Origin of the sequence: Pseudomonas sp. KK18 (assembly GCF_037094675.1) — a bacterium.
Classification (GTDB): domain Bacteria; phylum Pseudomonadota; class Gammaproteobacteria; order Pseudomonadales; family Pseudomonadaceae; genus Aquipseudomonas.
Genome location: NZ_CP146605.1, coordinates 1460947 through 1483751, shown reverse-complemented (window position 1 = coordinate 1483751; position 22805 = coordinate 1460947). Strand labels below are relative to the sequence as shown.

19 protein-coding genes are annotated in these 22805 nt (G+C 62.0%); 16 read left to right on the top strand and 3 right to left on the bottom strand.

The window, feature by feature from the left end; genetic code table 11:
• Positions 1 to 73: 73 nt before the first annotated feature.
• The 5 genes from V6607_RS06505 to V6607_RS06485 all read left to right on the top strand — a co-directional run bounded on the left by V6607_RS06505 (position 74) and on the right by V6607_RS06485 (position 6288).
• The gene (locus V6607_RS06505; RefSeq protein WP_003213690.1) at positions 74 to 2455 is read left to right on the top strand and encodes a TonB-dependent siderophore receptor; all 2382 of its coding nucleotides are present in this window, start codon (positions 74 to 76) and stop codon (positions 2453 to 2455) included.
• A 3-nt stretch (positions 2456 to 2458) separates the two neighbouring features.
• Positions 2459 to 3139, top strand: coding sequence for a Fe2+-dependent dioxygenase (locus V6607_RS06500; protein ID WP_134325845.1), 681 nt, complete (start codon positions 2459 to 2461; stop codon positions 3137 to 3139).
• A 28-nt stretch (positions 3140 to 3167) separates the two neighbouring features.
• Positions 3168 to 4283: an ABC transporter substrate-binding protein gene (locus tag V6607_RS06495; protein ID WP_134325844.1), complete on the top strand. Its 1116-nt coding sequence runs from the start codon at positions 3168 to 3170 to the stop codon at positions 4281 to 4283.
• Positions 4284 to 4444: 161 nt separating this feature from the next.
• On the top strand, positions 4445 to 5503 hold the full coding sequence (locus V6607_RS06490; protein WP_134325843.1) for an iron ABC transporter permease: 1059 nt from the start codon (positions 4445 to 4447) through the stop codon (positions 5501 to 5503).
• Complete coding sequence (locus V6607_RS06485; protein WP_134325842.1) at positions 5500 to 6288, top strand: ABC transporter ATP-binding protein; 789 nt, start codon at positions 5500 to 5502, stop codon at positions 6286 to 6288. Before V6607_RS06490 ends, V6607_RS06485 begins: the two co-directional genes overlap by 4 nt.
• A gap of 158 nt (positions 6289 to 6446) precedes the next feature.
• Here the strand turns inward: V6607_RS06485 and V6607_RS06480 are convergent, their stop codons facing one another.
• The gene (locus V6607_RS06480) at positions 6447 to 6998 is read right to left on the bottom strand and encodes a cysteine hydrolase family protein (protein ID WP_134325841.1); all 552 of its coding nucleotides are present in this window, start codon (positions 6996 to 6998) and stop codon (positions 6447 to 6449) included.
• Between the two features lie 96 nt (positions 6999 to 7094).
• On the opposite strand from V6607_RS06480, the gene V6607_RS06475 reads away from it, so the two are divergent.
• The 11 genes from V6607_RS06475 (at position 7095) to pdeM (ending at position 21786) form a co-directional block, all read left to right on the top strand.
• A complete protein-coding gene (locus tag V6607_RS06475; protein WP_003213676.1) occupies positions 7095 to 7739 on the top strand; it encodes a glutathione binding-like protein in 645 nt (214 codons plus the stop codon).
• Positions 7740 to 7972: 233 nt separating this feature from the next.
• Positions 7973 to 10414, top strand: a complete 2442-nt coding sequence (locus V6607_RS06470) for a penicillin acylase family protein (protein ID WP_134325840.1) — start codon at positions 7973 to 7975, stop codon at positions 10412 to 10414.
• A 199-nt stretch (positions 10415 to 10613) separates the two neighbouring features.
• Positions 10614 to 11618, top strand: a complete 1005-nt coding sequence (locus V6607_RS06465; RefSeq protein ID WP_003213671.1) for a ligase-associated DNA damage response exonuclease — start codon at positions 10614 to 10616, stop codon at positions 11616 to 11618.
• Complete coding sequence (locus V6607_RS06460) at positions 11615 to 13249, top strand: ATP-dependent DNA ligase (RefSeq protein ID WP_134325839.1); 1635 nt, start codon at positions 11615 to 11617, stop codon at positions 13247 to 13249. The genes V6607_RS06465 and V6607_RS06460 overlap by 4 nt, the downstream gene beginning before the upstream one ends.
• A gap of 329 nt (positions 13250 to 13578) precedes the next feature.
• Positions 13579 to 14358 (top strand): transporter substrate-binding domain-containing protein, encoded by a 780-nt coding sequence (locus V6607_RS06455; protein WP_134325838.1) that lies wholly within the window; start codon positions 13579 to 13581, stop codon positions 14356 to 14358.
• A gap of 57 nt (positions 14359 to 14415) precedes the next feature.
• A complete protein-coding gene (locus tag V6607_RS06450; RefSeq protein WP_134325837.1) occupies positions 14416 to 15144 on the top strand; it encodes an ABC transporter permease in 729 nt (242 codons plus the stop codon).
• Complete coding sequence (locus V6607_RS06445) at positions 15141 to 15851, top strand: ABC transporter permease (RefSeq protein WP_003209532.1); 711 nt, start codon at positions 15141 to 15143, stop codon at positions 15849 to 15851. Before V6607_RS06450 ends, V6607_RS06445 begins: the two co-directional genes overlap by 4 nt.
• A gap of 9 nt (positions 15852 to 15860) precedes the next feature.
• Complete coding sequence (locus V6607_RS06440; RefSeq protein WP_134325836.1) at positions 15861 to 16979, top strand: succinylglutamate desuccinylase/aspartoacylase family protein; 1119 nt, start codon at positions 15861 to 15863, stop codon at positions 16977 to 16979.
• Between the two features lie 13 nt (positions 16980 to 16992).
• On the top strand, positions 16993 to 17757 hold the full coding sequence (locus V6607_RS06435) for an ATP-binding cassette domain-containing protein (protein WP_102606227.1): 765 nt from the start codon (positions 16993 to 16995) through the stop codon (positions 17755 to 17757).
• 895 nt (positions 17758 to 18652) lie between these two features.
• Positions 18653 to 21130, top strand: a complete 2478-nt coding sequence (locus V6607_RS06430; RefSeq protein WP_134325835.1) for a ligase-associated DNA damage response DEXH box helicase — start codon at positions 18653 to 18655, stop codon at positions 21128 to 21130.
• Entirely contained in the window at positions 21130 to 21786 is a 657-nt protein-coding gene (pdeM, locus tag V6607_RS06425) for a ligase-associated DNA damage response endonuclease PdeM (RefSeq protein ID WP_003219271.1), read from the top strand. The genes V6607_RS06430 and pdeM overlap by 1 nt, the downstream gene beginning before the upstream one ends.
• A 31-nt stretch (positions 21787 to 21817) precedes the next feature.
• Here the strand turns inward: pdeM and V6607_RS06420 are convergent, their stop codons facing one another.
• Both V6607_RS06420 and dcd read right to left on the bottom strand, forming a co-directional pair.
• Positions 21818 to 22021, bottom strand: a complete 204-nt coding sequence (locus tag V6607_RS06420; protein WP_003219272.1) for a hypothetical protein — start codon at positions 22019 to 22021, stop codon at positions 21818 to 21820.
• Between the two features lie 107 nt (positions 22022 to 22128).
• On the bottom strand, positions 22129 to 22695 hold the full coding sequence (gene dcd / locus V6607_RS06415; protein ID WP_003219273.1) for a dCTP deaminase: 567 nt from the start codon (positions 22693 to 22695) through the stop codon (positions 22129 to 22131).
• Positions 22696 to 22805: the final 110 nt, after the last annotated feature.

Here is a 22805-nt window from a genome sequence, read left to right as displayed (position 1 = left end):
TGGCGGCCGGTATCGGTCTTTAGACTACCGAATCTAAATGAGATTAATTGTAATTTAGCCTAGGTCACTCCGAATGCCATTGCCTACCCCTCGCGCCCTGTCGCTGCAATCTACCCTTGCGCCGATGTTCGGCCTGCTTGCCGCCGGCAGCGTTTCTCCCACCGCCTGGGCCGATGCGCCGGTGGCGGCGTCGAATGATTCAGTGCTGAGCCTGCCGGAAATCAAGATCGACGGTGAAGCCACTTCCGCCTTTAAAGTCGACCGGGTGACCTCGGCAAAAATCAGCCAGCCGCTGCTTGATGCCCCGCAAAGCGTAACCATCGTCCCGCAGCAAGTGCTCAAGGAGCAAAACGCGCAGACCTTGCAGGAAGTGTTGCGCAACGTGCCGGGCATCACCTTCATGTCCGGCGAAGGCAACCTGGGCTGGGGCGACCTGTTTTCGATTCGCGGGTTTTCCTCGGAGCAGAGCCTGACCGTCGACGGTGTGCGCGATGCCGGCCAATCGACCCGCACCGACACCTTCAACCTGCAACAGGCAGAAGTGTTCAAGGGCACCGGCTCGATCGAATCCGGCGTTTCCGCGGTAGGCGGCAGCGTCAACCTGGTGAGTAAAGAGGCGCATCTGGGGGATGCCAACAAACTCTCGGCCGGCATCGGCACCGACAGCTACCGCCGCCTCACCGGCGATTTCAACCAACAACTGAATGACACCACCGCCCTGCGCATCAACCTGATGAAGCACTACAACCAGGTGGCCGAGCGTGACGACGTGGACTACGACCGCTGGGGCATCGCGACCTCCCTCGGCTTCGGCCTGGGCACCGACACCCGCCTGTTTATCGACACCTTCTACCAGAAGGACGACAACACGCCGGACGGCGGTGTGCCGATCCAGCGCGGCACCGACGGCGACCGCATGCCGGGAGTCAAGCGCTCCAACTGGTATGGCGACTCGCACCTGTACACCCAGCAGACCAAAACCACTTCGCTGACCACCCGCTTCGAGCATGATTTCGACTGGAACGAAGCGACCCTGAAGAACCAGACCAAGTGGGAACGCACCGACAACTTCGCGGTGCTCTCGCCCGCGCGCTTCTTCGCCGCCAACGGCAATGGCCAGAAAACCTGCACCGGCACGCGCTGTGCGACCTTGGGCTACACCGGCGTAGGACCGATCAGCCAAGTGCCCGGCAGCACGGTAAATGCGTACCCGGGATACGCCAACAGCGGTAACACCGCCTACGGTATTTTGCGAGGGAGCGACTTCGGCCAGTCGACGCGCTACACCATCCTCGACAACCAGACCGACTTCGCCTTCAAGCTCAATACCGGCGGGCTGGAACACGCGGTGGTCAGCGGGCTCGAGTTCTATCACGAGACCTACGGCGGCCTGAAACGCAACGCCGAAGTGCCAGCCGGCGACCTGTTCTTCGACATGAACGACCCGAACCACAGCTTCGCCAGCAGCGAAGTGACCAAGGGTGAAGGCCAGCCACGCTCAGTGATCGACAACGCCGGCATCTACCTGGGTGACACCATCACCCTGAATGAACAGTGGCAAGTGCTCGGCTCCCTGCGCTACGACAACTGGCAGGCCAAAACCACCCAGCGTGGCCAAGCGTCCATCGACAGCACCGACGGTGCCGTGAGCGGCCGGGTCGGCGCGGTGTACAAGCCGTTGCCTAACGGCAGCATCTACGTGTCCTACAGCGAAGCGGCACAACCGTCAGCCCTGGGCGCGTCGACCAACAACCAGATCTACGGCGCCGCGAGCACCAGCAACTACACCCCGGCCAAGTCGAAGACCTACGAGATCGGCACCAAGTGGGACATTGCCCACGACCTGCTGAACGTCACCGCCGCGATCTTCCGCACCGAACTGGACAACTCCTGGGAATACCAGGACGGCGAAAGCGCTCCGGTACGCGCCCTCCCCGCCAAGCGCGTAGACGGTGTGGAACTGGGCCTGCAAGGCAATATCAGCCCGCGCTGGACGGTGTACAGCGGGTTCTCCGCGCTGAAAAGCACCCAGACCAAAGGGGCCAACAAAGGCGAGGAAGCCAAGAACGTTCCCGACCTGACCGCCAACCTGTGGACCACCTACGCCGTCACCGACGACCTGAGCCTGAGTTACGGCGCGCAATACGTAGGACGCCGCCGCTACAGCGACAACAAATACGTCGGCGGCCTGAACAACAACAGCAGCTACGCCACCGGCCCGTCCGGCGTGTACGCGATCTACACCCGCGACCACGAAAAGGCCCCCGGCTACTGGCTCAACAACGTGGCTGCGCAATACAAAGTGACCAGGCAAACCACGGTCAATCTCAACCTGAACAACGTGTTTAACAAGTTCTACTACAGCCAGATCGGCGCGTCCCTGGACGGCTTCCAGCTCTACGGCATTCCGGGCGCCGGGCGCACGCTCACCGCCAGTGTCGACTATGAGTTTTAAGCCGTGCTGATCGAAATCCCCGGCCTGTTGAGTGCCGAAGAAGTCGAGGTGGCCGTCGCCACCCTGCTCGATCAACCGTGGGTCGACGGCAAGGTCACCGCCGGGCAACGCTCGGCCAGGGCGAAAAACAACCGGCAGCTGTCGGAAGACGCGCCGGTAGCGATTCGCCTGGGTGAGCAGATTCTGTCGCGGCTGTCGGACAACGCGCTGTTCATGTCCGCCGCCCTGCCGAAGAAAATCTACCCGCCGCTGTTCAACCGCTACAGCGGCGGCGAGGCCTTCGACTGGCATATCGACAATGCGATTCGCGGCCTCAAGGGCGTGCGCGAACGGGTGCGCACCGACATCTCCGCCACCTTGTTCCTGGCTGATCTGGCCAGCTACGACGGCGGCGAACTGGTGATCCGCGACACCTTCGGCGAACACGCGGTGAAGCTGCCCGCCGGGCACCTGCTGATTTATCCCGGCAGCAGTTTGCACAAGATCAACCCGGTCACCCGCGGCGAGCGCATCGCCAGTTTCTTCTGGATCGAAAGCCTGGTGCGCGAAGACAGCCAGCGCCAACTGCTGCTGGACATGGACGTGGCGATTCAACGCCTCACCGCGCAACACGCCGACGACCACGCGTTGCTGCAACTGAGCGGCGCCTATCACAACCTTTTGCGGCGCTGGAGCGATGTCTGATGCGCCGCCTTCACCTGGAGTTCTCGCCATGCTGAAACCCCGCAACTTCCTCAAGCTGGGCGCGCTGTTTGCCGTGCTGATCCTCGGCCACGCCGAAACCGCCGCCGCCCATGAAGTCACCGACGTGCTGGGCCGCAAGGTCGAGGTGCCAGACCACGTGCAGCGCGTGGTGCTCGGCGAAGGCCGGCTGATTTCGGCCTTTGCCTTGCTGGACAAGGACGCGCCATTCCAACGGATTGTCGGCTGGCAGAATGACTTGAAACTGTTGGACGCCCACACCTATAACGCCTACGTGGCGAAATTTCCGACGGTAAAAGACATTCCGCTGATTGGCCAGGCGTCGGAGCAAAGCGTCAGCGCCGAGGAAATTCTTTCGCTGAAACCGGACCTGGCGGTGTTCAGCATTTCCGGCCATGGCCCGACTGAACACAGCCCGGTGGCGGACGTGTTGGCCAAGGCGGGCATTGCAGTGTTGTTCGTCGACTTCCGCATCAACCCGGTGCAAGGCACCCACGCCAGCATGACCGCCCTGGGTCAGGCCCTGGGCCGGGAAACCCAGGCCAAGGCGTTCCTCGACTTTTATGACCAGCACATCAAGGTGATCACCGACGCCGTCGCCACCTTGCCGGCCGGGCCGCGCCCGAGCGTGTTCCTGGAATTGCTGGCGGGCGCCTGGCAGGCACCGGGGCACACCACTGGCAAGAGCGGCATGGGTGAAGTGATCAAGCTGGTGGGCGGGCGCAACATCGCCGCCGACGTGGTGCCGGGGGCGCTGGGAGATATCAGTGTCGAGTACGCGCTGAAAGCTGACCCGGATGTGTATGTGGCCACCGGCAATCACAAGCCCGGGTTGATTCTGGGTGCTGGCGTGAGCAACGAAGACGCGCGTGCCGCGTTTGACGCCGTGCTGGCCCGCCCTGAGTTTGTGAACCTTCGGGCGATTCGTGAGGGCAATCCCCACGGTCTGTGGCATGACTTCTACAACTCGCCGTACAACCTGCTGGCGATTGAAGCGCTGGCCAAGTGGGTGCATCCGGAATTGTTCGCCAAGCTGGATCCCAAGGCGACCATGGAAGCGATGAACCAACAGTTCCTCGGCATGCCGCTGCAGGGTGCTTACTGGATTGATGGCAAGGCCAAGTAACTAAGGCTCACAACCCATTCCCTGCCTGTACACGGTTCCTGTGGGAGCTGGCTTGCCTGCGATAGCGGTGTTGGATTCACCATCGCCATCGCAGGCAAGCCAGCTCCCACACTGACCGTGTACCGGCAGGGATTTTCGTCGTTTTCAAGGCTGCGAATCCAATGACCACTCAAACCCTCGACCTCGCCACCGCCAGCCAAGGCTATCGCCGCCTGCTCGCGCGTCGTTGCTGGCTGCTGGCCCTGCTGGGTGGCGCGCTGATGTGCGCGATCCTCGTGGACCTGGCCAGCGGCCCGTCGGGCATGGGCCTTGGCGCCCTGCTCGATGGCTTGCTGCACCCGGCCCACCTGAGCGCCACCGACCAGGTGATCATCTGGAACGTGCGCCTGCCCTACGCCTTGATGGCGGTGTTGGTCGGTTGCGCGCTGTCGCTGGCGGGCGCCGAGATGCAGGCGATCCTTAACAACCCGCTCGCCAGTCCATTCACCCTGGGGGTTTCCTCGGCGGCGGCGTTGGGCGCGTCCCTGGTGATTGTGTTTCCGGTGACGACGCTGTGGGTGTCGGCCAATACGGCGATTTCCATTTCGGCCTTTGTGTTTGCCGCCGCCTCGGTCTTTTTGCTGCAAGCCATGTCGCGCCTGCGCGGTGCCGGGGTGGAAAGCCTGGTGCTGTTCGGGATTGCCCTGGTGTTCAGTTGCAACGCGGTGGTCGCCCTGTTGCAACTGGTCGCCACCGAAGATGTGCTGCAACAACTGGTGTTCTGGACCCTGGGCAGCGTGACCCGGGCCAACTGGGACAAGCTCGGCATCCTCGCGTTGGTGGTCGCCGTGGTCATGCCCTTTTCCTTCGCGGCCGCGCCACGCCTGACCCTGTTGCGCATGGGCGAAGACCGCGCGCAAAGCTTCGGTGTCGATGTGAAGCGCCTGCGGTTTTTCTCGTTGTTGCGTATCAGCCTGCTGTCGGCCACCGCCGTGGCGTTTGTGGGAACCATCGGATTTATCGGCCTGGTGGGTCCGCACATCGCGCGGATTCTGGTGGGTGAAGACCAGCGCTTCCTGCTGCCGGCCAGCGCGCTTGTCGGCGCGTTACTGTTGTCGCTGTCATCCATCGCCAGCAAGCTGATCATGCCCGGGGTGATCGTACCCGTGGGTATCGTCACCGCGCTGGTGGGCGTGCCGATTTTCGTGTTGCTGGTGTTCAAGCGCGGGAGGCAGTTATGAGCAGCGGGCTGTCGATTCAGAACGCCCAGGTCAGCTATGGCCGGCGCCAGATTGTGCATGACCTGAGTTTGCCAACCTTGGCCCACGGCAGCCTGACCGCGTTGATCGGGCCGAACGGTGCGGGCAAGTCGACGTTGCTGCGGGCGGTGGCGGGGCTGGAAAAGATGCAGGGCGTTGTCAGATTGGGTGACCTGGACCTGACGAAAATGTCCGTCGGTGACCGCGCCCGGCGTGTGACCTATATGCCGCAAAACCTTCCGCCGGGCTTGAGCCTGAGTGTGATGGAAAGCGTGATCGCGGCGCTGCGGGTGGCGAACGTCGAGGGCATTGCGCTTTCAAGCGACGCGTGCATGCGCGAGGCCTTTGATGCGTTGCAAAGGATTGGCATCGCTCATCTGGCGGATCAGCTATTGAGCACATTATCCGGCGGCCAGCGGCAACTGGTCAGCCTGGCGCAACTGATTGCGCGCCGGCCACAGGTGATGCTGCTGGATGAACCCACCAGTGCGCTGGACTTGAACTACCAGTTGAAGGTCATGGATTGCGTGCGCGACCTGGTGCGGGAACACAACCTGATCGCCGTGGTGGTGCTGCACGACATCAACCTCGCGGCGCGCTATGCCGACCATATCGCGGTGCTGCGCCAGGGCCGGCTGTACGCCAGTGGCGCGGCGGATGACGTGCTGGATACGGCGCTGTTTGCCGAAGTCTATGGTGTGCGGGTACGCATCGAGCGATGCTCACAACAAACGTTGCAGGTGTTGGTGGACGGCGCGGTGGCTTAGATCCTCTGTGGCGAGGGAGCTTGCTCCCGTTGGGCTGCGTAGCAGCCCCAAAATCTGTGCACGCGCGTCTTCAGGCGGACTGAGGTGAGGCACTCGGGAGCGCTTCGCACTGGAGCTCCAGCCTGGTCCAGCGGGAGCAAGCTCCCTCGCCACAACGGTCACTCCAGCAACTGTTTGGAGGAAATCACTGTGGCGTACTCGCCGTGCAGGTTGCCCAACGACATGGCATGTACCGCCTGCGCCGAATGCATCTGCCCGAAAAAGTCCGCCTTGTCGAAGGTGTAGCAGGCATCTTCGATAACCCACGTCTCAAACCCCAGGTTGCCGGCACTGCGGGCCGTGGCCTCCACCGAGTTATGGGTGGCCACGCCCACCAGCACCACTTGCCGAAGCCCGGCCTCATGCAACCTCGCTTCCAGCCCCGTCCCACAAAATGCGTCCGGCACCCGTTTCTGGATCAACTGCTCACCCGCCTGCGGAATAAATGCATCCTGAAACTCCACCCCCGACTGCTGCGGCCAGAACACCGATTCCGGCGAATGAGACAGATGCTGCACATGAATCACCGGCCAGCCTTCGCGCCGCCAATGCGCCAGCAACGCCTGCATGCGCGCCTCGGCGTGCGGATTATTGCGCCGTCCCAGCCTGGGATGGTGAATGCCTTTTTGCTGGTCAATCAGAATCAACGCTGCGCCCGCACGAATTTCCATATCGATAGACCCAAATGTTTCATTGAATTTTCGTCACCCTAACATCACCTATACCTACAGGCATTCGCTCAAGCATCACCACCCTTGGAGAGCTTCATGATCGACCTGTATTACTGGACCACCCCCAACGGTCACAAAGTGTCGTTGTTCCTGGAAGAAGCCGGCCTGCCTTACGAGGTACACCCGATCAACATCGGCCAGGGCGATCAGTTCAAGCCCGACTTCCTGAAGATCGCCCCCAATAACCGCATCCCGGCCATCGTCGATCAGAACCCGACCGACGGCGGCGCGCCGATTTCCCTGTTCGAATCCGGTGCGATCCTGCTGTACCTCGCGGAAAAAACCGGCAAGTTCATTCCCCAGGACCTGCGTGGTCGTCAGGAAGCGCTGCAATGGCTGTTCTGGCAAATGGGTGGCCTGGGGCCGATGGCCGGCCAAAATCACCACTTCAGCCAGTTCGCCCCGGAAAAGATTCCCTACGCGATCAAACGCTATGTGGATGAGACCGCCCGCCTGTATGGCGTGCTGGACCGGCGCCTGGCCGACCGCACGTTCGTGGCCGGCGAGGAATACAGCATTGCCGACATGGCGATCTACCCGTGGATCGTTTCCCACAAGTGGCAGAGCCAGAAGCTGGAAGACTTCCCACATGTAGAACGCTGGTTCAACCACATCAAGCAACGCCCGGCGACGGTGCGTGCCTATGAGCTGGTGCAGAAGGTCAATCCGCCAAAATCCTGAAGGTCAACGGGATCAAAATGTGGGAGCGGGCTTGCTCGCGAATGCGGTGGATCAGCCACAACTCTTTTAGCTGATACACCGCATTCGCGAGCAAGCCTGCTCCCACACTGATTTGTGCCCGACTGGAAACCTTACGCAAATCCTGAAATAAGCATCGCCTCCCGCTTGCGTCGTTTCGCCGCGCTCACTAACGTAGCGCCTTTACTGACGCTACCCCCCGCAGGAGCTTTGCCATGGCCTCGCCAGCCCTCTCACACTTTCTTCCCCGGTTCGGCGTTGCCGCGGCAATTGCCAGTGCCTTGGGCCTGGCCGGTTGCCAGTTACAGAGCACCCAAGACACCCTGCCTCCGGTTTCCGGCGTACAGCCGATCAAGGGCCTGGCGCAGAACGTTTCGGTGCGCCGCAACAGCCAGGGCATCCCGCTGATTGAAAGCAGCACCTTCCACGATGCGCTGTTCACCCTGGGCTACGTGCACGCCAGCGACCGCATCACCCAGATGGTCGCCCTGCGCCTGCTGGCCCAGGGCCGCCTGGCGGAAATGTCCGGGCCGGATGTGCTGGATGTCGACCGTTTCATGCGGGCGGTCAACCTGCGCAAAAGCGCCGGCGAGCTTTATAACGCCTCGTCGCCGCGCCTCAAGCGCTTCTTTGAGGTGTATGCGCGCGGGGTCAACGCCTACCTGTTCCGCTACCGCGACAAGCTGCCGCCAGACCTGGCCCAGACTGGCTACAAGCCTGAATACTGGAAGCCGGAAGATTCGGCGCTGCTGTTCTGCCTGCTGAATTTCAGCGAATCGACCAACTTGCAGGAAGAGCTGTCGTCATTGGTGCTCGCGCAAAAAGTCGGTGCCGACAAACTCGCCTGGCTGACCCCGAGCTACCCGGATGAACCGCTGCCAGTGGCCGAGTCCGACAAGCTCAAGGGCATCAACCTGGGCCAGATCCCGGGCCTCGCTGCGCTGACCAGCCTCAGCGAGCACCTCGGCACCCTCAACACCCTGGGCACGTCCAGCTCCAGCAACTGGGCGATCGGCCCGCAGCGCAGCCGCAGCAACAAGAGCCTGCTGGCCAATGACCTGTCGACCTCGATGCAGGCCCCGTCGCTGTGGAACTACGTGCAGATCCGCTCGCCGAAATACCAGGCCGCCGGTGTGTCCATCGCCGGTTTGCCAACCCTGCTTTCCGGCTTCAACGGCAAGGTGGCCTGGAGCATGAGCCAGGTCTCGGGTGACACCCAGGACGTATTCCTGGAGAAGGTCAAGCGCCAGGGCAACGCGCTGTACTACGAAAACAACGGCAAATGGCTGCCCGCCATCGTGCGCAATGAAACCTACTTCGCCAAGGGCCAGCGGCCGATTCGCGAAGCGGTGTACGAAACCCGCCACGGGCCGCTGCTCAACAGTGCCCAGTCGCTGACCAGCGGCTACGGCCTGGCGTTGCAAACCGCCGATTTCAAGGACGACAAGAGCCTGGACGCGTTCTTCGACCTGTCCCGTGCGCAAACCGCCGGTAAAGCGTCTGACGCCACCCGGGAAATTCGCGCAATTGCCTTGAACATGGTCTTCGCCGACGCCAGCAGCATTGGCTGGCAAGTGACCGGGCGGTTCCCCAACCGCCGTGAAGGCGAAGGCCTGGTGCCATCGCCGGGCTGGGACGGGCGTTTCGACTGGGATGGCTACGCCGATGCGATGCTGCACCCCTACGATCAGGACCCGGCCCAGGGTTGGATCGGCACGGCCAACCAGCGCACCATTCCCCGTGGCTACGGCATGCAACTGTCCAACTCGTGGGCCGCGCCGGAACGCGCCGAACGTATCGCGCAACTGGCCGGCAGCGGCAAGCATGACAGCCGCAGCATGATTGCCATGCAGTACGACCAGACCACCACGTTCGCCGCCAAGCTCAAGAGCATGTTCCAGGCGCCGGGCATGGCCCAGCCGCTGAAACAGGCGATCGATGGATTGCCGGTGGCAGACCAGGCCAAGGCGCGGGAAGCACTGGGCCGCCTGATGGCCTTCGACGGTCGGCTGGCATCCACCTCCGCCGACGCGGCGATTTATGAGTTGTTCCTGCAGGAAAGCGCCAAGCAGATTTTCCTCGACGAACTCGGTCCGGAAAACAGCGCCACCTGGAAAGCCTTTATCGGTAACGCCAACCTGTCGTACTCGGCGGTGGCCGACCACCTGCTGGGGCGCGAAGACAGCCCGTTCTGGAATGACGCCCGCACCGGGCAGAAAACCGACAAGCCGGCGATCCTCGCCCGTAGCCTGGCCGCCGCGATCACCGCAGGCGACAGCGCGCTGGGCGCCGATCACAAGGCCTGGCAGTGGGGCAAACTGCACAGCTACACTTGGAAGAACACCAGCGGCCAGGCCATTCGCGGCCCACTGGCCGCGGGCGGCGATCACAACACGCTGAACAGCGCACCGTATAGCTGGGGCCAGAGTTTCGACACGACCCAGGTGCCGGCGCTGCGGATGATTGTCGACTTCGGCCTGGCGGAACCGATGATGGGCCAAAGCGGCATCGGCCAATCCGGCAACCCGGCCAGCCCGAACTATGCCAATGGCATCGACCCGTGGCTGAAGGCGCAATACCTGAGCTTCCCGATGCAGCCACAGAACTTTGACGGGGTGTACGGGAAGACGCGGTTGACGCTGGTGCCGGGCAAGTAACCCGGTTTCCCAGACTCAACCGGATCAAAATGTGGGAGCGGGCTTGCTCGCGAAAGCGGCGGATCAGTCACCAGATCTATTGACTGACACACCGCATTCGCGAGCAAGCCAGCTCCCACATTTGATTGCATGCATTCCGATAGAACTTCTCCACCCGCCCCCGCCTCATAATTAACAAGCCCACCTCCACGGCACGCCCATGGACCTTGTTATCGCCCGGCCCGAAGGCCTCTACTGCCCCGCCGGGGATTTCTACATCGACCCCTGGCGCCCGGTGGAACGTTCGGTCATCACCCACGCCCACGGCGACCACGCCCGCACCGGCAACCAACACTACCTGGCCGCCGCCCCCGGCGAAGGTATCCTGCGCTCGCGCCTCGGCCAGGACATCAACCTGCAAACCCTGGCCTACGGCGAAAGCCTGCGCCACCACGGCGTCACCTTGAGTTTCCACCCCGCCGGCCATGTCCTCGGCTCCGCCCAGGTGCGCCTGGAATACCAGGGTGAAGTCTGGGTCGCCTCCGGCGACTATAAAGTCGAGCCCGACGGCACCTGCGCGCCGTTCGAACCGGTGCGCTGCCATACGTTTATCACCGAATCGACCTTCGGCCTGCCGATCTACCGCTGGCAGCCCCAGGCGCAGATTTTTGCCGGGATCAACGACTGGTGGCAGGCCAATATCGCCGCCGGCAAGGCCAGCGTGTTGTTCTGTTATTCCTTCGGCAAAGCCCAGCGGATTCTCCACGGCATCGACGCCAGCATCGGCCCGATCCTCAGCCATGGCGCGGTCGAACCCTTGAACCGGGTGTACCGCGAAGCTGGCATCTATATCCCTGAAACCCTCTACGCCGGCGACTTCAAAAAGACCGACCCTTTATTGCGCCAGGCCCTGATCATCGCCCCGCCCTCCGCCGGTGGCAGCACCTGGATGCGCCGCTTCGGCGACTACAGTGACGCCTTCGCCAGCGGCTGGATGCGCCTGCGCGGAACCCGGCGTCGGCGCGGCGTGGATCGCGGCTTTGTGCTCTCGGACCACGCCGATTGGCCCGGACTATTATGGGCCATTGAGCAAACCGGTGCCGAGCGGGTAATGGTCACCCACGGTTCTGTGGGCGTATTGGTCAGGCACCTGCGGGAAAAGGGCCTGGATGCCCAGGGATTCACCACCGAATACGGCGATGACGAAGAGGAGGCCACGTCATGAAAGCCTTCGCCGAGCTGTACGCCAACCTCGACGCCACCACCTCCAGCAACGCCAAGCTCGCCGCCTTGCAGGCTTATTTCCTACAGGCGCCCGCGGAAGATGCTGCGTGGGCGGTGTACTTTTTATCCGGCGGCCGGCCCCGACAACTGGTACCCACCGGGTTGCTGCGGGACATGGCCACCGAAGCCGCGAGCATTGAGCCGTGGCTGTTCGAAGAAAGTTATCAGTCGGTAGGCGACCTGGCGGAAACCATTTCCCTGCTGTTACCTGAATCGCCCCACACCTCGGACGATGGTCTGGCCGTGTGGCTGGAAGAAAAACTCCTGCCCTTGCGTGGCCTGCCGCCAGAAGAACTGGCAGAACGCCTGCCCGCGTTGTGGGCACAGCTGGATCAGCCGAGCCTGATGCTCTGCATCAAGCTGATCACCGGCAGCTTCCGGGTCGGTGTGTCGAAGTTGCTGGTCACCCGCGCCCTGGCCGCCATGGCCGGGCTGGACAGCAAACGCGTGGCCCAGCGGCTGGTGGGCTACACCGACCTGTCGAACCGTCCGACGGCCGAAGGCTACTTGAAGCTGATTGCCGCCGAATCGTCCGACGAACACGCCCAGCGTGGCGGGCAGCCTTATCCGTTTTTCCTGGCCCATGGCCTGGCCCAGCCGGTGGAGCAGTTCGATGCCTTGCTCGGCTCCCCTGCTGACTGGCAAGTGGAATGGAAGTGGGACGGTATCCGCGCACAACTGGTCAAGCGCGAAGGCCGCTTGTGGATCTGGTCTCGGGGCGAAGAACTGGTCACCGAGCGCTTTCCGGAGCTTCATGACCTGGAAAACAGCCTGCCCGATGGCACGGTGATCGACGGCGAAATCGTGGTGTGGAAGGACTCGGTGCAACCCTTCGCCCTGCTGCAACAGCGCATTGGCCGCAAGACCCTGGGCAAGAAAATCCTCGAAGACGCGCCGGTCGCCGTGCTGGCTTATGACCTGCTGGAACACCACGGCGAAGACTGGCGCAACCACACCCAGGCCGAACGCCGGGCGCAACTGGAGCTGGTGGTCAGCGACTGCGACCAGCCAATATTGCGCACGTCGCCAGTGCTGATCGGCGATAGCTGGCAAGACTTGGCAGAGCAGCGTGAGGCGTCTCGCAGCCTGGGCGTGGAAGGCATGATGCTCAAGGCCCGGGACGGGCTCTACGGCGTGGGCCGGACCAAGGACATGGGCGTGTGGTGGAAGTGGAAAGTCGACCCGTTCAGTGTCGATGCCGTGCTGATCTATGCCCAGCGCGGCCATGGCCGGCGCGCCAGCCTGTACAGCGACTACACCTTTGCGGTGTGGGACGGCCCGCCCGGTACTGAGCGTACGTTGGTGCCGTTCGCCAAGGCGTATTCGGGGCTGACCGATGAAGAAATGCGCAAGGTCGACGCCATCGTACGCAAGACCACCGTGGAGAAATTCGGCCCGGTCAGCAGCGTCACGCCGAGCATGGTGTTTGAACTGGGTTTTGAAGGGATTGCCCTGTCCAAGCGGCACAAGAGCGGAATTGCGGTGCGTTTCCCGAGGATGTTGCGCTGGCGCCAGGACAAGGCCGTCGAGGAAGCCGACAACCTGGCGACCCTGCAGGATTTACTGGCCTGACACGCCTCTCACGAACGCCACCGATCAATGTGGGAGCGGGCTTGCTCGCGAAGGCGGTGTGTCAGTCAATACATGTACCGACTGATCCACCGCATTCGCGAGCAAGCCCGCTCCCACATTTGAAAACCTCACACGCCCCAAAATAATGCATAGATTGATCAATGCCCATTTTCGGGCATTTCCTACTGGCACAACTCCTTAATCTCACCTTTTAAAACGACCATTCGGAACTATGGTGCAGAAATTGCTACTTGAGTCCGGTCTGACACCGTTCAGTAACAGTCCTAACCGCGCCACAAGCGCTTATCTTGGTTTCCAGGGATTACATAATGAAAAAAGCATTGCTGACCCTTTCTGCACTGGCTCTGTGCATGGCCGCCGGTTCCGCGCTGGCCAAGGAATACAAGGAATTGCGTTTTGGTGTCGATCCGTCCTACGCGCCGTTTGAGTCTAAAGCCGCTGACGGCAGCCTGGTGGGCTTCGATATCGACCTGGGCAATGCCATCTGTGCCGAGCTGAAGGTCAAGTGCAAGTGGGTCGAAAGTGATTTCGACGGCATGATTCCAGGCCTCAACGCCAACAAGTTTGACGGCGTGATTTCCTCGATGACCGTGACCGAAGCCCGTGAAAAGGCGATCGACTTCTCCAACGAGCTGTTCTCCGGCCCAACCTCGCTGGTGTTCAAAAAGGGCGCAAACTTCTCCACGCCTGAGTCCCTGAAGGGTAAAACCGTGGGCTACGAGCAAGGCACCATCCAGGAAGCCTACGCCAAGGCCGTACTGGACAAGGCCGGTGTCACCACCAAGGCCTACGCCAACCAGGACCAGGTGTACGCCGACCTGACTTCCGGCCGCCTGGACGCTTCCGTGCAGGACATGCTGCAAGCCGAACTGGGCTTTTTGAAGTCGCCAGCCGGTGCTGACTACGAAGTCAGCAAGGCCATCGACGATCCACTGCTGCCGTCCAAAACTGCGGTCGGTATCAAAAAAGGTAACAAAGACCTCAAGGCCTTGTTGGATAAAGGTATCAAAGCGTTACACGATGATGGCACCTACGCCACCATCCAGAAGAAACACTTTGGCGATCTGAACCTGTACAGCGGCAAATAATGCCTGGGGCGCCCTTCCTCTGGAGGGGCGCTTTTTTATCGCCATAGGTCCTGATTTATGTTCGAAGATCTTTTGCAAACCCTGGGGCTCAGTGCCTTCAGCTTGAAGGGTTTCGGCCCGCTGTTGCTGCAAGGCACCTGGATGACCGTCAAGTTGTCGGTGTTCTCCCTGGCCGTCAGCGTGTTGCTGGGCCTGCTCGGGGCTACTGCCAAACTGTCCAGCCTGCCGTTCCTGCGGATTCCCGCGCAGATCTACACCACCCTGATTCGCGGCGTGCCCGACCTGGTGCTGATGCTGCTGATTTTCTACAGCCTGCAAATCTGGCTGACCAGCTTTACCGACTTTATGGAATGGGACTACATCGAGATCGACCCATTCAGCGCCGGGGTGATCACCCTGGGCTTTATCTACGGTGCGTATTTCACCGAGACCTTTCGCGGCGCGATCCTCGCCGTGCCCCGTGGCCAATTGGAGGCCGCCACGGCCTACGGGCTCACGCGTGGCCAGCGGTTTCGCTTCGTGACCTTCCCGCAGATGATGCGCTTCGCCCTGCCGGGCATTAACAACAACTGGTGCGTGATGCTCAAGGCCACCGCCCTGGTGTCGATCATCGGCCTGGCCGACCTGGTCAAGGCCGCGCAGGATGCCGGCAAGAGTACTTATCAGCTGTTCTATTTCCTGGTGATCGCCGCGTTTATCTACCTGTTGATCACCAGCGCGTCCAACTTCGTCCTGCGCCGCCTCGAACGGCGCTACTCCGCAGGCTCCCGGGAGGCAGTGCGATGATCGAACTTATCCAGCAATACTGGCGCCCCTTCCTTTATAGCGACGGCCAGCACATCACCGGGCTGGCCATGACGATGTGGCTGCTCAGCGCGTCGATCTTCATCGGCTTCCTGGTATCGATCCCGCTGTCCATTGCGCGGGTGTCGCGCAATCGCTGGGTGCGCTGGCCGGTGCAGTTCTACACCTACCTGTTTCGCGGCACGCCGCTGTATATCCAGTTGCTGATTTGCTACACCGGGATCTACAGCATCGCGGCGGTTCGCGCGCAGCCGGTGCTGGACGCGTTCTTTCGTGATGCGATGAACTGCACGATTCTCGCCTTCGCCCTCAACACCTGCGCCTACACCACGGAGATTTTTGCCGGGGCGATCCGCAGCATGGCCCACGGCGAAGTCGAAGCGGCGAAAGCCTACGGCCTCAGCGGCTGGAAGCTGTATGCCTACGTGATCATGCCGTCGGCCCTGCGCCGCTCGCTGCCGTACTACAGTAATGAAGTGATCCTGATGCTGCACTCGACGACGGTGGCCTTCACCGCGACCATCCCGGATATCCTGAAAGTCGCCCGGGACGCCAACTCGGCCACCTACATGACCTTTCAATCATTCGGTATCGCTGCGCTGATCTACCTGACCGTGACCTTTGCCCTGGTCGGTCTGTTTCGTCTGGCGGAGCGTCGCTGGCTGGCCTTTCTCGGCCCCAGCCACTAAGGAGCCTTCATGCGTCATCAGATTCATCCACTTGTGGCGCCGGTGCCGGGCACGGAGCGACAAATCCACAGTTTCCACTTCGGGCCGGAGCAGGCCGAAGGCAAGGTCTACATCCAGTCGTCACTGCACGCCGACGAATTGCCGGGCATGCTGGTGGCCTGGCACTTGAAGGCGCGCCTGGCGGAGCTGGCTGCGGCCGGCCGCCTGCGCAGCGAGATCGTGCTGGTGCCGATCGCCAACCCGACCGGCCTGGAACAGGTGTTGATGGACATCCCCCTGGGCCGCTACGAGCTGGAAAGCGGGCAGAACTTCAACCGCCTGTTTGTCGACCTGTCCGACGAGGTTGGCAATCAAGTCGAAGGCCTGCTGGGAGATGATCCTGCGCACAACGTCGAACTGATCCGCGATGCGCTGACCATGGCCCTGGCGGCGCAAACGCCCGTCACACAACTGGAATCCCAACGCCTGGTGCTGCAACGCCTGGCGTGTGATGCCGACATGGTGCTGGACCTGCACTGCGACTTCGAAGCCGTGGCGCACCTGTACACCACCCCCGAAGCGTGGCCCCGGGTGGAGCCGCTGGCGCGCTATATCGGTTCGGAAGCCAGCCTGTTGGCCACCGACTCCGGCGGGCAGTCATTCGATGAATGCTTCACGCTGGTGTGGTGGCAATTGCAGCAACGGTTTGGCGAGCACTTCCCGATCCCGATGGGCAGCTTTTCGGTGACCGTCGAGTTGCGCGGCCAGGGCGACGTCAACCACGGCCTGGCCAGCCTCGACTGCCAGGCGATCATCGATTACCTGATTCACTTCGGCGCAATCAGCGGCGAGCCGGCATCGCTGCCGGAATTGCCCTACCCCGCCACACCGCTGGCGGGCGTCGAGCCGGTGGCCACACCCGTGGGCGGCTTGCTGGTATTCAGCGCGCTGCCTGGGGAATACGTGGACGCCGGGCAACTGATCGCCGAAATCATCGACCCCATTTCCGACCGCGTAACGCCAGTGCATTGCCGCAATGCCGGGCTGCTTTACGCTCGTTCGCTGCGGCGCATGGCCACTGCCGGGATGGTCATTGCCCATGTCGCCGGCACTGAAGCCTATCGCAGCGGCTACCTACTTTCGCCTTGAGGATGCACGCCCCATGTACAAATTGACCGTTGAAGGCCTGCATAAAAGCTATGGCGACAATGAGGTGCTCAAAGGTGTCTCGCTCAAGGCCAGGACCGGTGATGTGATCAGCTTGATCGGCGCCAGTGGCTCGGGCAAGAGTACCTTTTTGCGGTGTATCAATTTTCTTGAACAGCCGAATGACGGCGCCATGACGCTGGATGGGCAGCAGATTCGCATGGTCAGCGACCGCCATGGGATGCGCGTGGCGGATGATGCTGAGTTGCAGCGCCTGCGTACGCGGTTGGCGATGGTGTTTCAGCATTTCAATCTGTGGAGCCACATGAGTGTGCTGGAGAACATCACCATGGCGCCGCGCCGGGTGCTGGGTTGCAGCAAGAAGGACGCCGAGGATCGCGCTCGCCGGTATCTGGACAAGGTTGGGTTGCCGGCGCGGGTGGCCGGTCAATATCCGGCGTTTTTGTCGGGTGGCCAGCAACAGCGGGTGGCGATTGCCCGGGCGCTGGCGATGGAGCCAGAGGTGATGCTGTTTGACGAGCCGACTTCGGCGCTGGACCCGGAGTTGGTGGGTGAGGTGTTGAAGGTGATCCAGGGTTTGGCTGAGGAAGGCCGGACGATGATCATGGTGACCCATGAGATGAGCTTTGCGCGCAAGGTGTCGAGCCAGGTGCTGTTTTTGCACAAGGGGTTGGTGGAGGAACAGGGGTCGCCGGAGGATGTGCTGGGTAATCCGAAGAGCGAGCGGTTGCAGCAGTTTTTGAGTGGGAATTTGAAGTAGCCCGCAGGGGTTGGGTGTATATCCGTTATTTAGGTAACGGCCACTTATGGTTCCGCTCTTACAGCGGCTCACTTTTGAACAGCGCAAAAGTAAGCAAAACGCTCTTGCCCCACCACTCGGCACCTCGCCTAGGCTCGGTGTGCCCTCACTCCGGCTTTGGACCGTGGGCCGCCGTCATGGGCCATCCCTGGCCCAGGACGGCTAACCTGGCGTCCTGCCAGGTTACCCACGCTCCAAAGCCTGCGTTCGGCCAGCGTGGTTTAACGGGGCGCCTAAGATCAAAATCAAGATCAAAAGCAAAAGCACAGCGGCCTACCGGCCGGCTTGAGTGTTGAAGAGCAAAATCAAAAGCTAAAGCGGGCACGGTCAAATGTGGGAGCTGGCTTGCCTGCGATGGCATCAACTGGGTGTACCTGATACACCGAGGTGTCTGCATCGCAGGCAAGCCAGCTCCCACAGAAAAGCAGATCTGTTTTCGCTCTGGTTTTTGATCTGGCTTTTAACACTCAGGTCGGCTTTCAGGCCGCCGTGCTTTTGCTTTTGATTTTGATCTGCGAGCCCCGTCAACCACGATGGCCGCAAGTAGGCACGGTGGAGCGGGTAAATCGGCAAGGATGCCGATTTAGCCGCGCCGGGCCATGGATGGCCCGTCGCGGCGGCCCGCGGAATCGGGCCGGAGTGCGGGCATGCCGAGCCTAGGCGAGGCACCGAGTGGTGGGGCAAAGCGTTTTTTGGTTACTTTTTTAGGCGTTTGTAAAAAAGTGACCCGCTGTAAGAGCGGAACCATAAGCAGCCGTTACCTAAATAACGGATATACACCCCCCCCCAAAAAAATCGCAGTTAAACCTTTCCCCCACCCCAAAGGTCTCTGAATTACCCCCCCAGAGCCCCAAGCATGGCCAAATCCCCCAACTTCGCCAAAGACTGGTTCACCGCCAAGGGCTGGAAACCGTTCGCCTTCCAAAAAGACGTATGGCACGCAGTCAAGGAAGGCCAGTCGGGACTGCTCCACGCCAGCACCGGCGCCGGGAAAACCTACGCCCTGTGGTTCGCCGCCCTCAACCGCTTCGCCATCACCGAAACCACACCCCGCAAACGCAAAGCCCCCGCCGAACCGCTGGCCGTCCTGTGGATCACCCCAATGCGCGCCCTGGCCGCCGACACCGCCCGCGCCCTTGAGGCCCCGCTCGAATCACTGAAAATCCCCTGGACCGTCGGCCTGCGCACCGGCGACACCAGCAGCAGCGAACGCGCCCGCCAAACCCGCCGTCTGCCCACCACCCTGATCACCACCCCGGAAAGCCTCACGCTGATGCTCGCCCGCGCCGACAGCCAGCCCAGCCTGTCGCACCTGCGCATGGTGGTAGTGGACGAATGGCACGAACTGATCGGCAACAAACGCGGCGTGCAATTGCAACTGGCCCTCGCCCGCCTGCGGCAATGGCAACCCGAGCTGATTGTGTGGGGCATTTCCGCAACCCTGGGTAATCAGGCCCACGCGTTGGAGGTGTTGATCCCACAAGGCGGCGGGATCAACGTCCAAGGCCAAACCACCAAACAGTTGCGAGTGGACACCCTGTTGCCACCGGTTATCGAGCGCTTTCCGTGGGCCGGCCATATCGGCCTGAAAATGCTCCCGCAAGTGGTGGCCGAAGTTGATGCCAGCAGCAGTTGCCTGGTGTTTACCAACACACGGGCACAATCGGAAATCTGGTACCAGGCCCTGCTCGACGCGCGCCCCGACTGGGCCGGAGTGATTGCCCTGCACCACGGCTCGCTGTCCCGGGAAACCCGGGACTGGGTGGAGCGAGCCCTGAAGGAGGGGCAACTGAAGGCCGTGGTGTGTACGTCGAGCCTGGACCTGGGGGTAGATTTCCTGCCGGTGGAACGGGTACTGCAGATTGGCTCCGCCAAGGGCGTAGCCCGGCTGATGCAGCGCGCAGGGCGCTCCGGCCACGCACCGGGCCGGCCGTCGCGGGTCACGCTGGTGCCAACCCACAGCCTGGAAATGGTGGAAGCCGCTGCCGCGCAGGACGCCATCGCTGAACGGCGCATAGAAGCGCGCCAGTCGCCTCACAAGCCGTTGGATGTGCTGGTGCAGCATCTGGTGAGCATGGCGCTGGGCGGCGGCTTTGTGCCGGATGAGCTGCTGGCGGAGGTGCGCACCGCGTGGACCTATCGTGACCTGAGCGCAGCAGATTGGGCCTGGGCCCTGGGTTTCGTGCGCCATGGTGGCCTGTCACTGACGGCCTACCCGGATTACCGCCGCGTCGAGCCGGACGAACACGGCATCTGGCGCGTCCCCGACGCACGCCTGGCGCGGCGCCATCGCATGAGCGTGGGTACGATCGTCAGCGACGCCAGCATCCAGCTGAAATTCTGGAGCAAAGGCGGCGGTGGCAAGACCCTGGGCAGTGTCGAGGAAGGCTTTATTGCACGACTGAAGCCAGGGGATGGTTTCCTGTTCGCCGGCCGCTTGCTGGAGTTGGTGCGGGTGGAAAACATGACTGCTTATGTGAAGCGCAGCACCGCGAAAAAGGCTGCCGTGCCACGCTGGAACGGCGGGCGCATGCCTCTTTCCAACGAGCTGGCCCAGGCGGTGGTCGAGCGCTTTGATGCGGCTGCCCACGGTCACTATCTCGGCCCGGAGATGCAAGCGGTGCAACCCTTGCTGGAAACCCAGCTGCGCTGGTCCGGACTGCCGACCCGCGATCACTTGCTGGCCGAGGCCCTCAAGTCACGGGAAGGCTGGCATCTGTTCCTGTATCCGTTTGCCGGGCGCCAGGTGCATCTGGGGCTGGCGAGCCTGCTGGCCTGGCGCGTCAGCCGGCGGCAGGCGGTGACGTTCTCGATTGCGGTCAATGACTATGGGCTGGAACTGCTGAGTGCCACCGAAGTGGATTGGCCTGAGTTATTGGGCGGCGAACTGCTGAACGCGGATCATCTGCTGGATGACGTGGTAGCCAGCCTGAATGCCGGTGAGCTGGCCCTGCGACGTTTTCGCGAGATCGCGCGGATCGCCGGGCTGGTGTTCGCAGGCTATCCGGGCGCGCCGAAAAGTACGCGTCAGGTCCAGGCTTCCAGCGGTTTGTTCTTTGAGGTATTCAAGCAATATGACCCGCAGAACCTGCTGCTGACCCAGGCCGGGGAAGAAGTCCTGCGGGATGAGCTGGATATTCGTCGCCTGGAAGAGACCTTGCGCCACCTGTCTGGGTTGAAGCTGGACCTGCATCGCATCAAACGGCCTACGCCGTTGGCCTTTCCGCTGCTGGTGGAACGTTTTCGGGAAAGCCTGAGCTCGGAAAAACTCTCGGAGCGGATTGCGCGGATGGTCAAGGATCTGGAAAAAGTCGCCGATAACGGGAAGCCCTGATGCCCGCTCATTACCCGATACATCTGGCGGAAGAAGCGCTGTGGTTGCTCGCGGACAAGGCGGTGTACTGGCCTGCGAGAAAGTGCCTGCTGATCGCCGACGCGCATTTTGGCAAGGCGTCGGCCTATCGCAGCCTGGGCCAGCCAGTGCCACAGGGCACGACGACGGCCAACCTGCAGCGCCTGGACCGGTTGTTGGCGGCTTTCCCCGGCGCGCAGGTGATCTTTCTCGGCGACTTTCTCCACGGGCCCGGCTCTCACGCCAGCGGCACCCTGAACGCCCTGAGAGCCTGGCGTGAGCGTCATGCAGGCGTGGCGCTCACGCTGATTCGCGGCAACCACGACAAACGCGCCGGCGACCCGCCTGGCGATCTGAACATTGAGGTGGTGACCGAACCCTTGCTGATGGGCCCGTTTGCCTTGCAGCACGAGCCCGACGCCCATGCCAGCCACCATGTGCTGGCCGGGCACGTGCATCCGGTGTATCGCCTGCGGGGCAAGGGCCGGCAAAGCTTGCGCCTGCCGTGCTTCCTGATCGGCAACCAAGTCAGCCTGCTACCGGCGTTCGGCGCTTTTACCGGGGGTTATTCAGTGACGCAGGAAGAAGGCAGCCGGATCTTCGTGATCGGAGACCAGGAAGTATGGCCAGTGCGTTGAGCAACTGACCATTGGCGACACGTGCAGGAAATCAGGCCACAGGGGCGGGAGGCGGTTCGTCAGGCAGAGTAGGTTCGCCAGGCTCTTCAGGCTGGTTGGGCCAGGGATCATCGGGACCTGGCTGGCCGGGAATGCCGCCTGCGGCGGGATCGGCCATCAAGGACCAGGCCATCACACCAATCTGGTTGGGTTCAAGCCGGGCGAGTTCGGCGCTGATTCGCGGATCGAGCTTCATAGGGGACTCCTCAAGCGTGGCCCGGCGCGTTGTGCACGCGTCGGGGCAGTACACCCAATAGAGTGCATGCCCGCTGACAAATTCCCTTAGCCTGTAAGACGATTCGATCAAGTGCGTGGGAGAGTGACGCCGCGCTGGCCCTGATACTTGCCGCCACGGTCCTTATAGGACACTTCGCACTCTTCGTCGGATTCGAAGAACAGCATCTGCGCCACGCCTTCGTTGGCGTAGATTTTTGCCGGCAAGGTGGTGGTGTTGGAGAACTCCAGGGTGACGTGCCCTTCCCATTCCGGCTCCAGCGGCGTCACGTTGACGATGATGCCGCAGCGCGCGTAGGTGCTTTTGCCCAGGCAGATAGTCAGGACATTACGCGGGATACGGAAGAATTCGACGGTGCGCGCCAGGGCAAAGGAGTTTGGCGGGATGATGCAGACGTCGCTCTTGACGTCGACGAAGCTTTTTTCGTCGAAGTTTTTCGGATCGACGGTTGCCGAGTTGATGTTGGTGAACACCTTGAACTCATCGGCGCAGCGTACGTCGTAGCCGTAGCTGGAAACCCCGAACGAGATCAGCCGCTCAGCGCCTTCGCCACGCATCTGGCGCTCCACGAAGGGCTCGATCATGCCGTGCTCTTGCGCCATGCGGCGAATCCACTTGTCCGATTTGATGCTCATGGCGGGTGTCCTGAATAGCGAGGTGAAAAAATTCTGTTGGGCATCTTACCGGGGCTGGCCCCGTGGTTCAAAGGGGCGGCTGTTTTTCTTGGCGCCGCGCAGCCCCTGCT

Excerpts from the sequence above, each read along its gene's own strand:
- V6607_RS06505 (WP_003213690.1), top strand. The coding sequence starts at position 74 with ATGCCATTGCCTACCCCTCGCGCCCTGTCGCTGCAATCTACCCTTGCG.
- V6607_RS06495 (WP_134325844.1), top strand. The coding sequence starts at position 3,168 with ATGCTGAAACCCCGCAACTTCCTCAAGCTGGGCGCGCTGTTTGCCGTG.
- V6607_RS06490 (WP_134325843.1), top strand. The coding sequence starts at position 4,445 with ATGACCACTCAAACCCTCGACCTCGCCACCGCCAGCCAAGGCTATCGC.
- V6607_RS06485 (WP_134325842.1), top strand. The coding sequence starts at position 5,500 with ATGAGCAGCGGGCTGTCGATTCAGAACGCCCAGGTCAGCTATGGCCGG.
- V6607_RS06480 (WP_134325841.1), bottom strand. The coding sequence starts at position 6,998 with ATGGAAATTCGTGCGGGCGCAGCGTTGATTCTGATTGACCAGCAAAAA.
- V6607_RS06475 (WP_003213676.1), top strand. The coding sequence starts at position 7,095 with ATGATCGACCTGTATTACTGGACCACCCCCAACGGTCACAAAGTGTCG.
- V6607_RS06470 (WP_134325840.1), top strand. The coding sequence starts at position 7,973 with ATGGCCTCGCCAGCCCTCTCACACTTTCTTCCCCGGTTCGGCGTTGCC.
- V6607_RS06465 (WP_003213671.1), top strand. The coding sequence starts at position 10,614 with ATGGACCTTGTTATCGCCCGGCCCGAAGGCCTCTACTGCCCCGCCGGG.
- V6607_RS06460 (WP_134325839.1), top strand. The coding sequence starts at position 11,615 with ATGAAAGCCTTCGCCGAGCTGTACGCCAACCTCGACGCCACCACCTCC.
- V6607_RS06455 (WP_134325838.1), top strand. The coding sequence starts at position 13,579 with ATGAAAAAAGCATTGCTGACCCTTTCTGCACTGGCTCTGTGCATGGCC.
- V6607_RS06450 (WP_134325837.1), top strand. The coding sequence starts at position 14,416 with ATGTTCGAAGATCTTTTGCAAACCCTGGGGCTCAGTGCCTTCAGCTTG.
- V6607_RS06445 (WP_003209532.1), top strand. The coding sequence starts at position 15,141 with ATGATCGAACTTATCCAGCAATACTGGCGCCCCTTCCTTTATAGCGAC.
- V6607_RS06440 (WP_134325836.1), top strand. The coding sequence starts at position 15,861 with ATGCGTCATCAGATTCATCCACTTGTGGCGCCGGTGCCGGGCACGGAG.
- V6607_RS06435 (WP_102606227.1), top strand. The coding sequence starts at position 16,993 with ATGTACAAATTGACCGTTGAAGGCCTGCATAAAAGCTATGGCGACAAT.
- V6607_RS06430 (WP_134325835.1), top strand. The coding sequence starts at position 18,653 with ATGGCCAAATCCCCCAACTTCGCCAAAGACTGGTTCACCGCCAAGGGC.
- pdeM (WP_003219271.1), top strand. The coding sequence starts at position 21,130 with ATGCCCGCTCATTACCCGATACATCTGGCGGAAGAAGCGCTGTGGTTG.
- V6607_RS06420 (WP_003219272.1), bottom strand. The coding sequence starts at position 22,021 with ATGAAGCTCGATCCGCGAATCAGCGCCGAACTCGCCCGGCTTGAACCC.
- dcd (WP_003219273.1), bottom strand. The coding sequence starts at position 22,695 with ATGAGCATCAAATCGGACAAGTGGATTCGCCGCATGGCGCAAGAGCAC.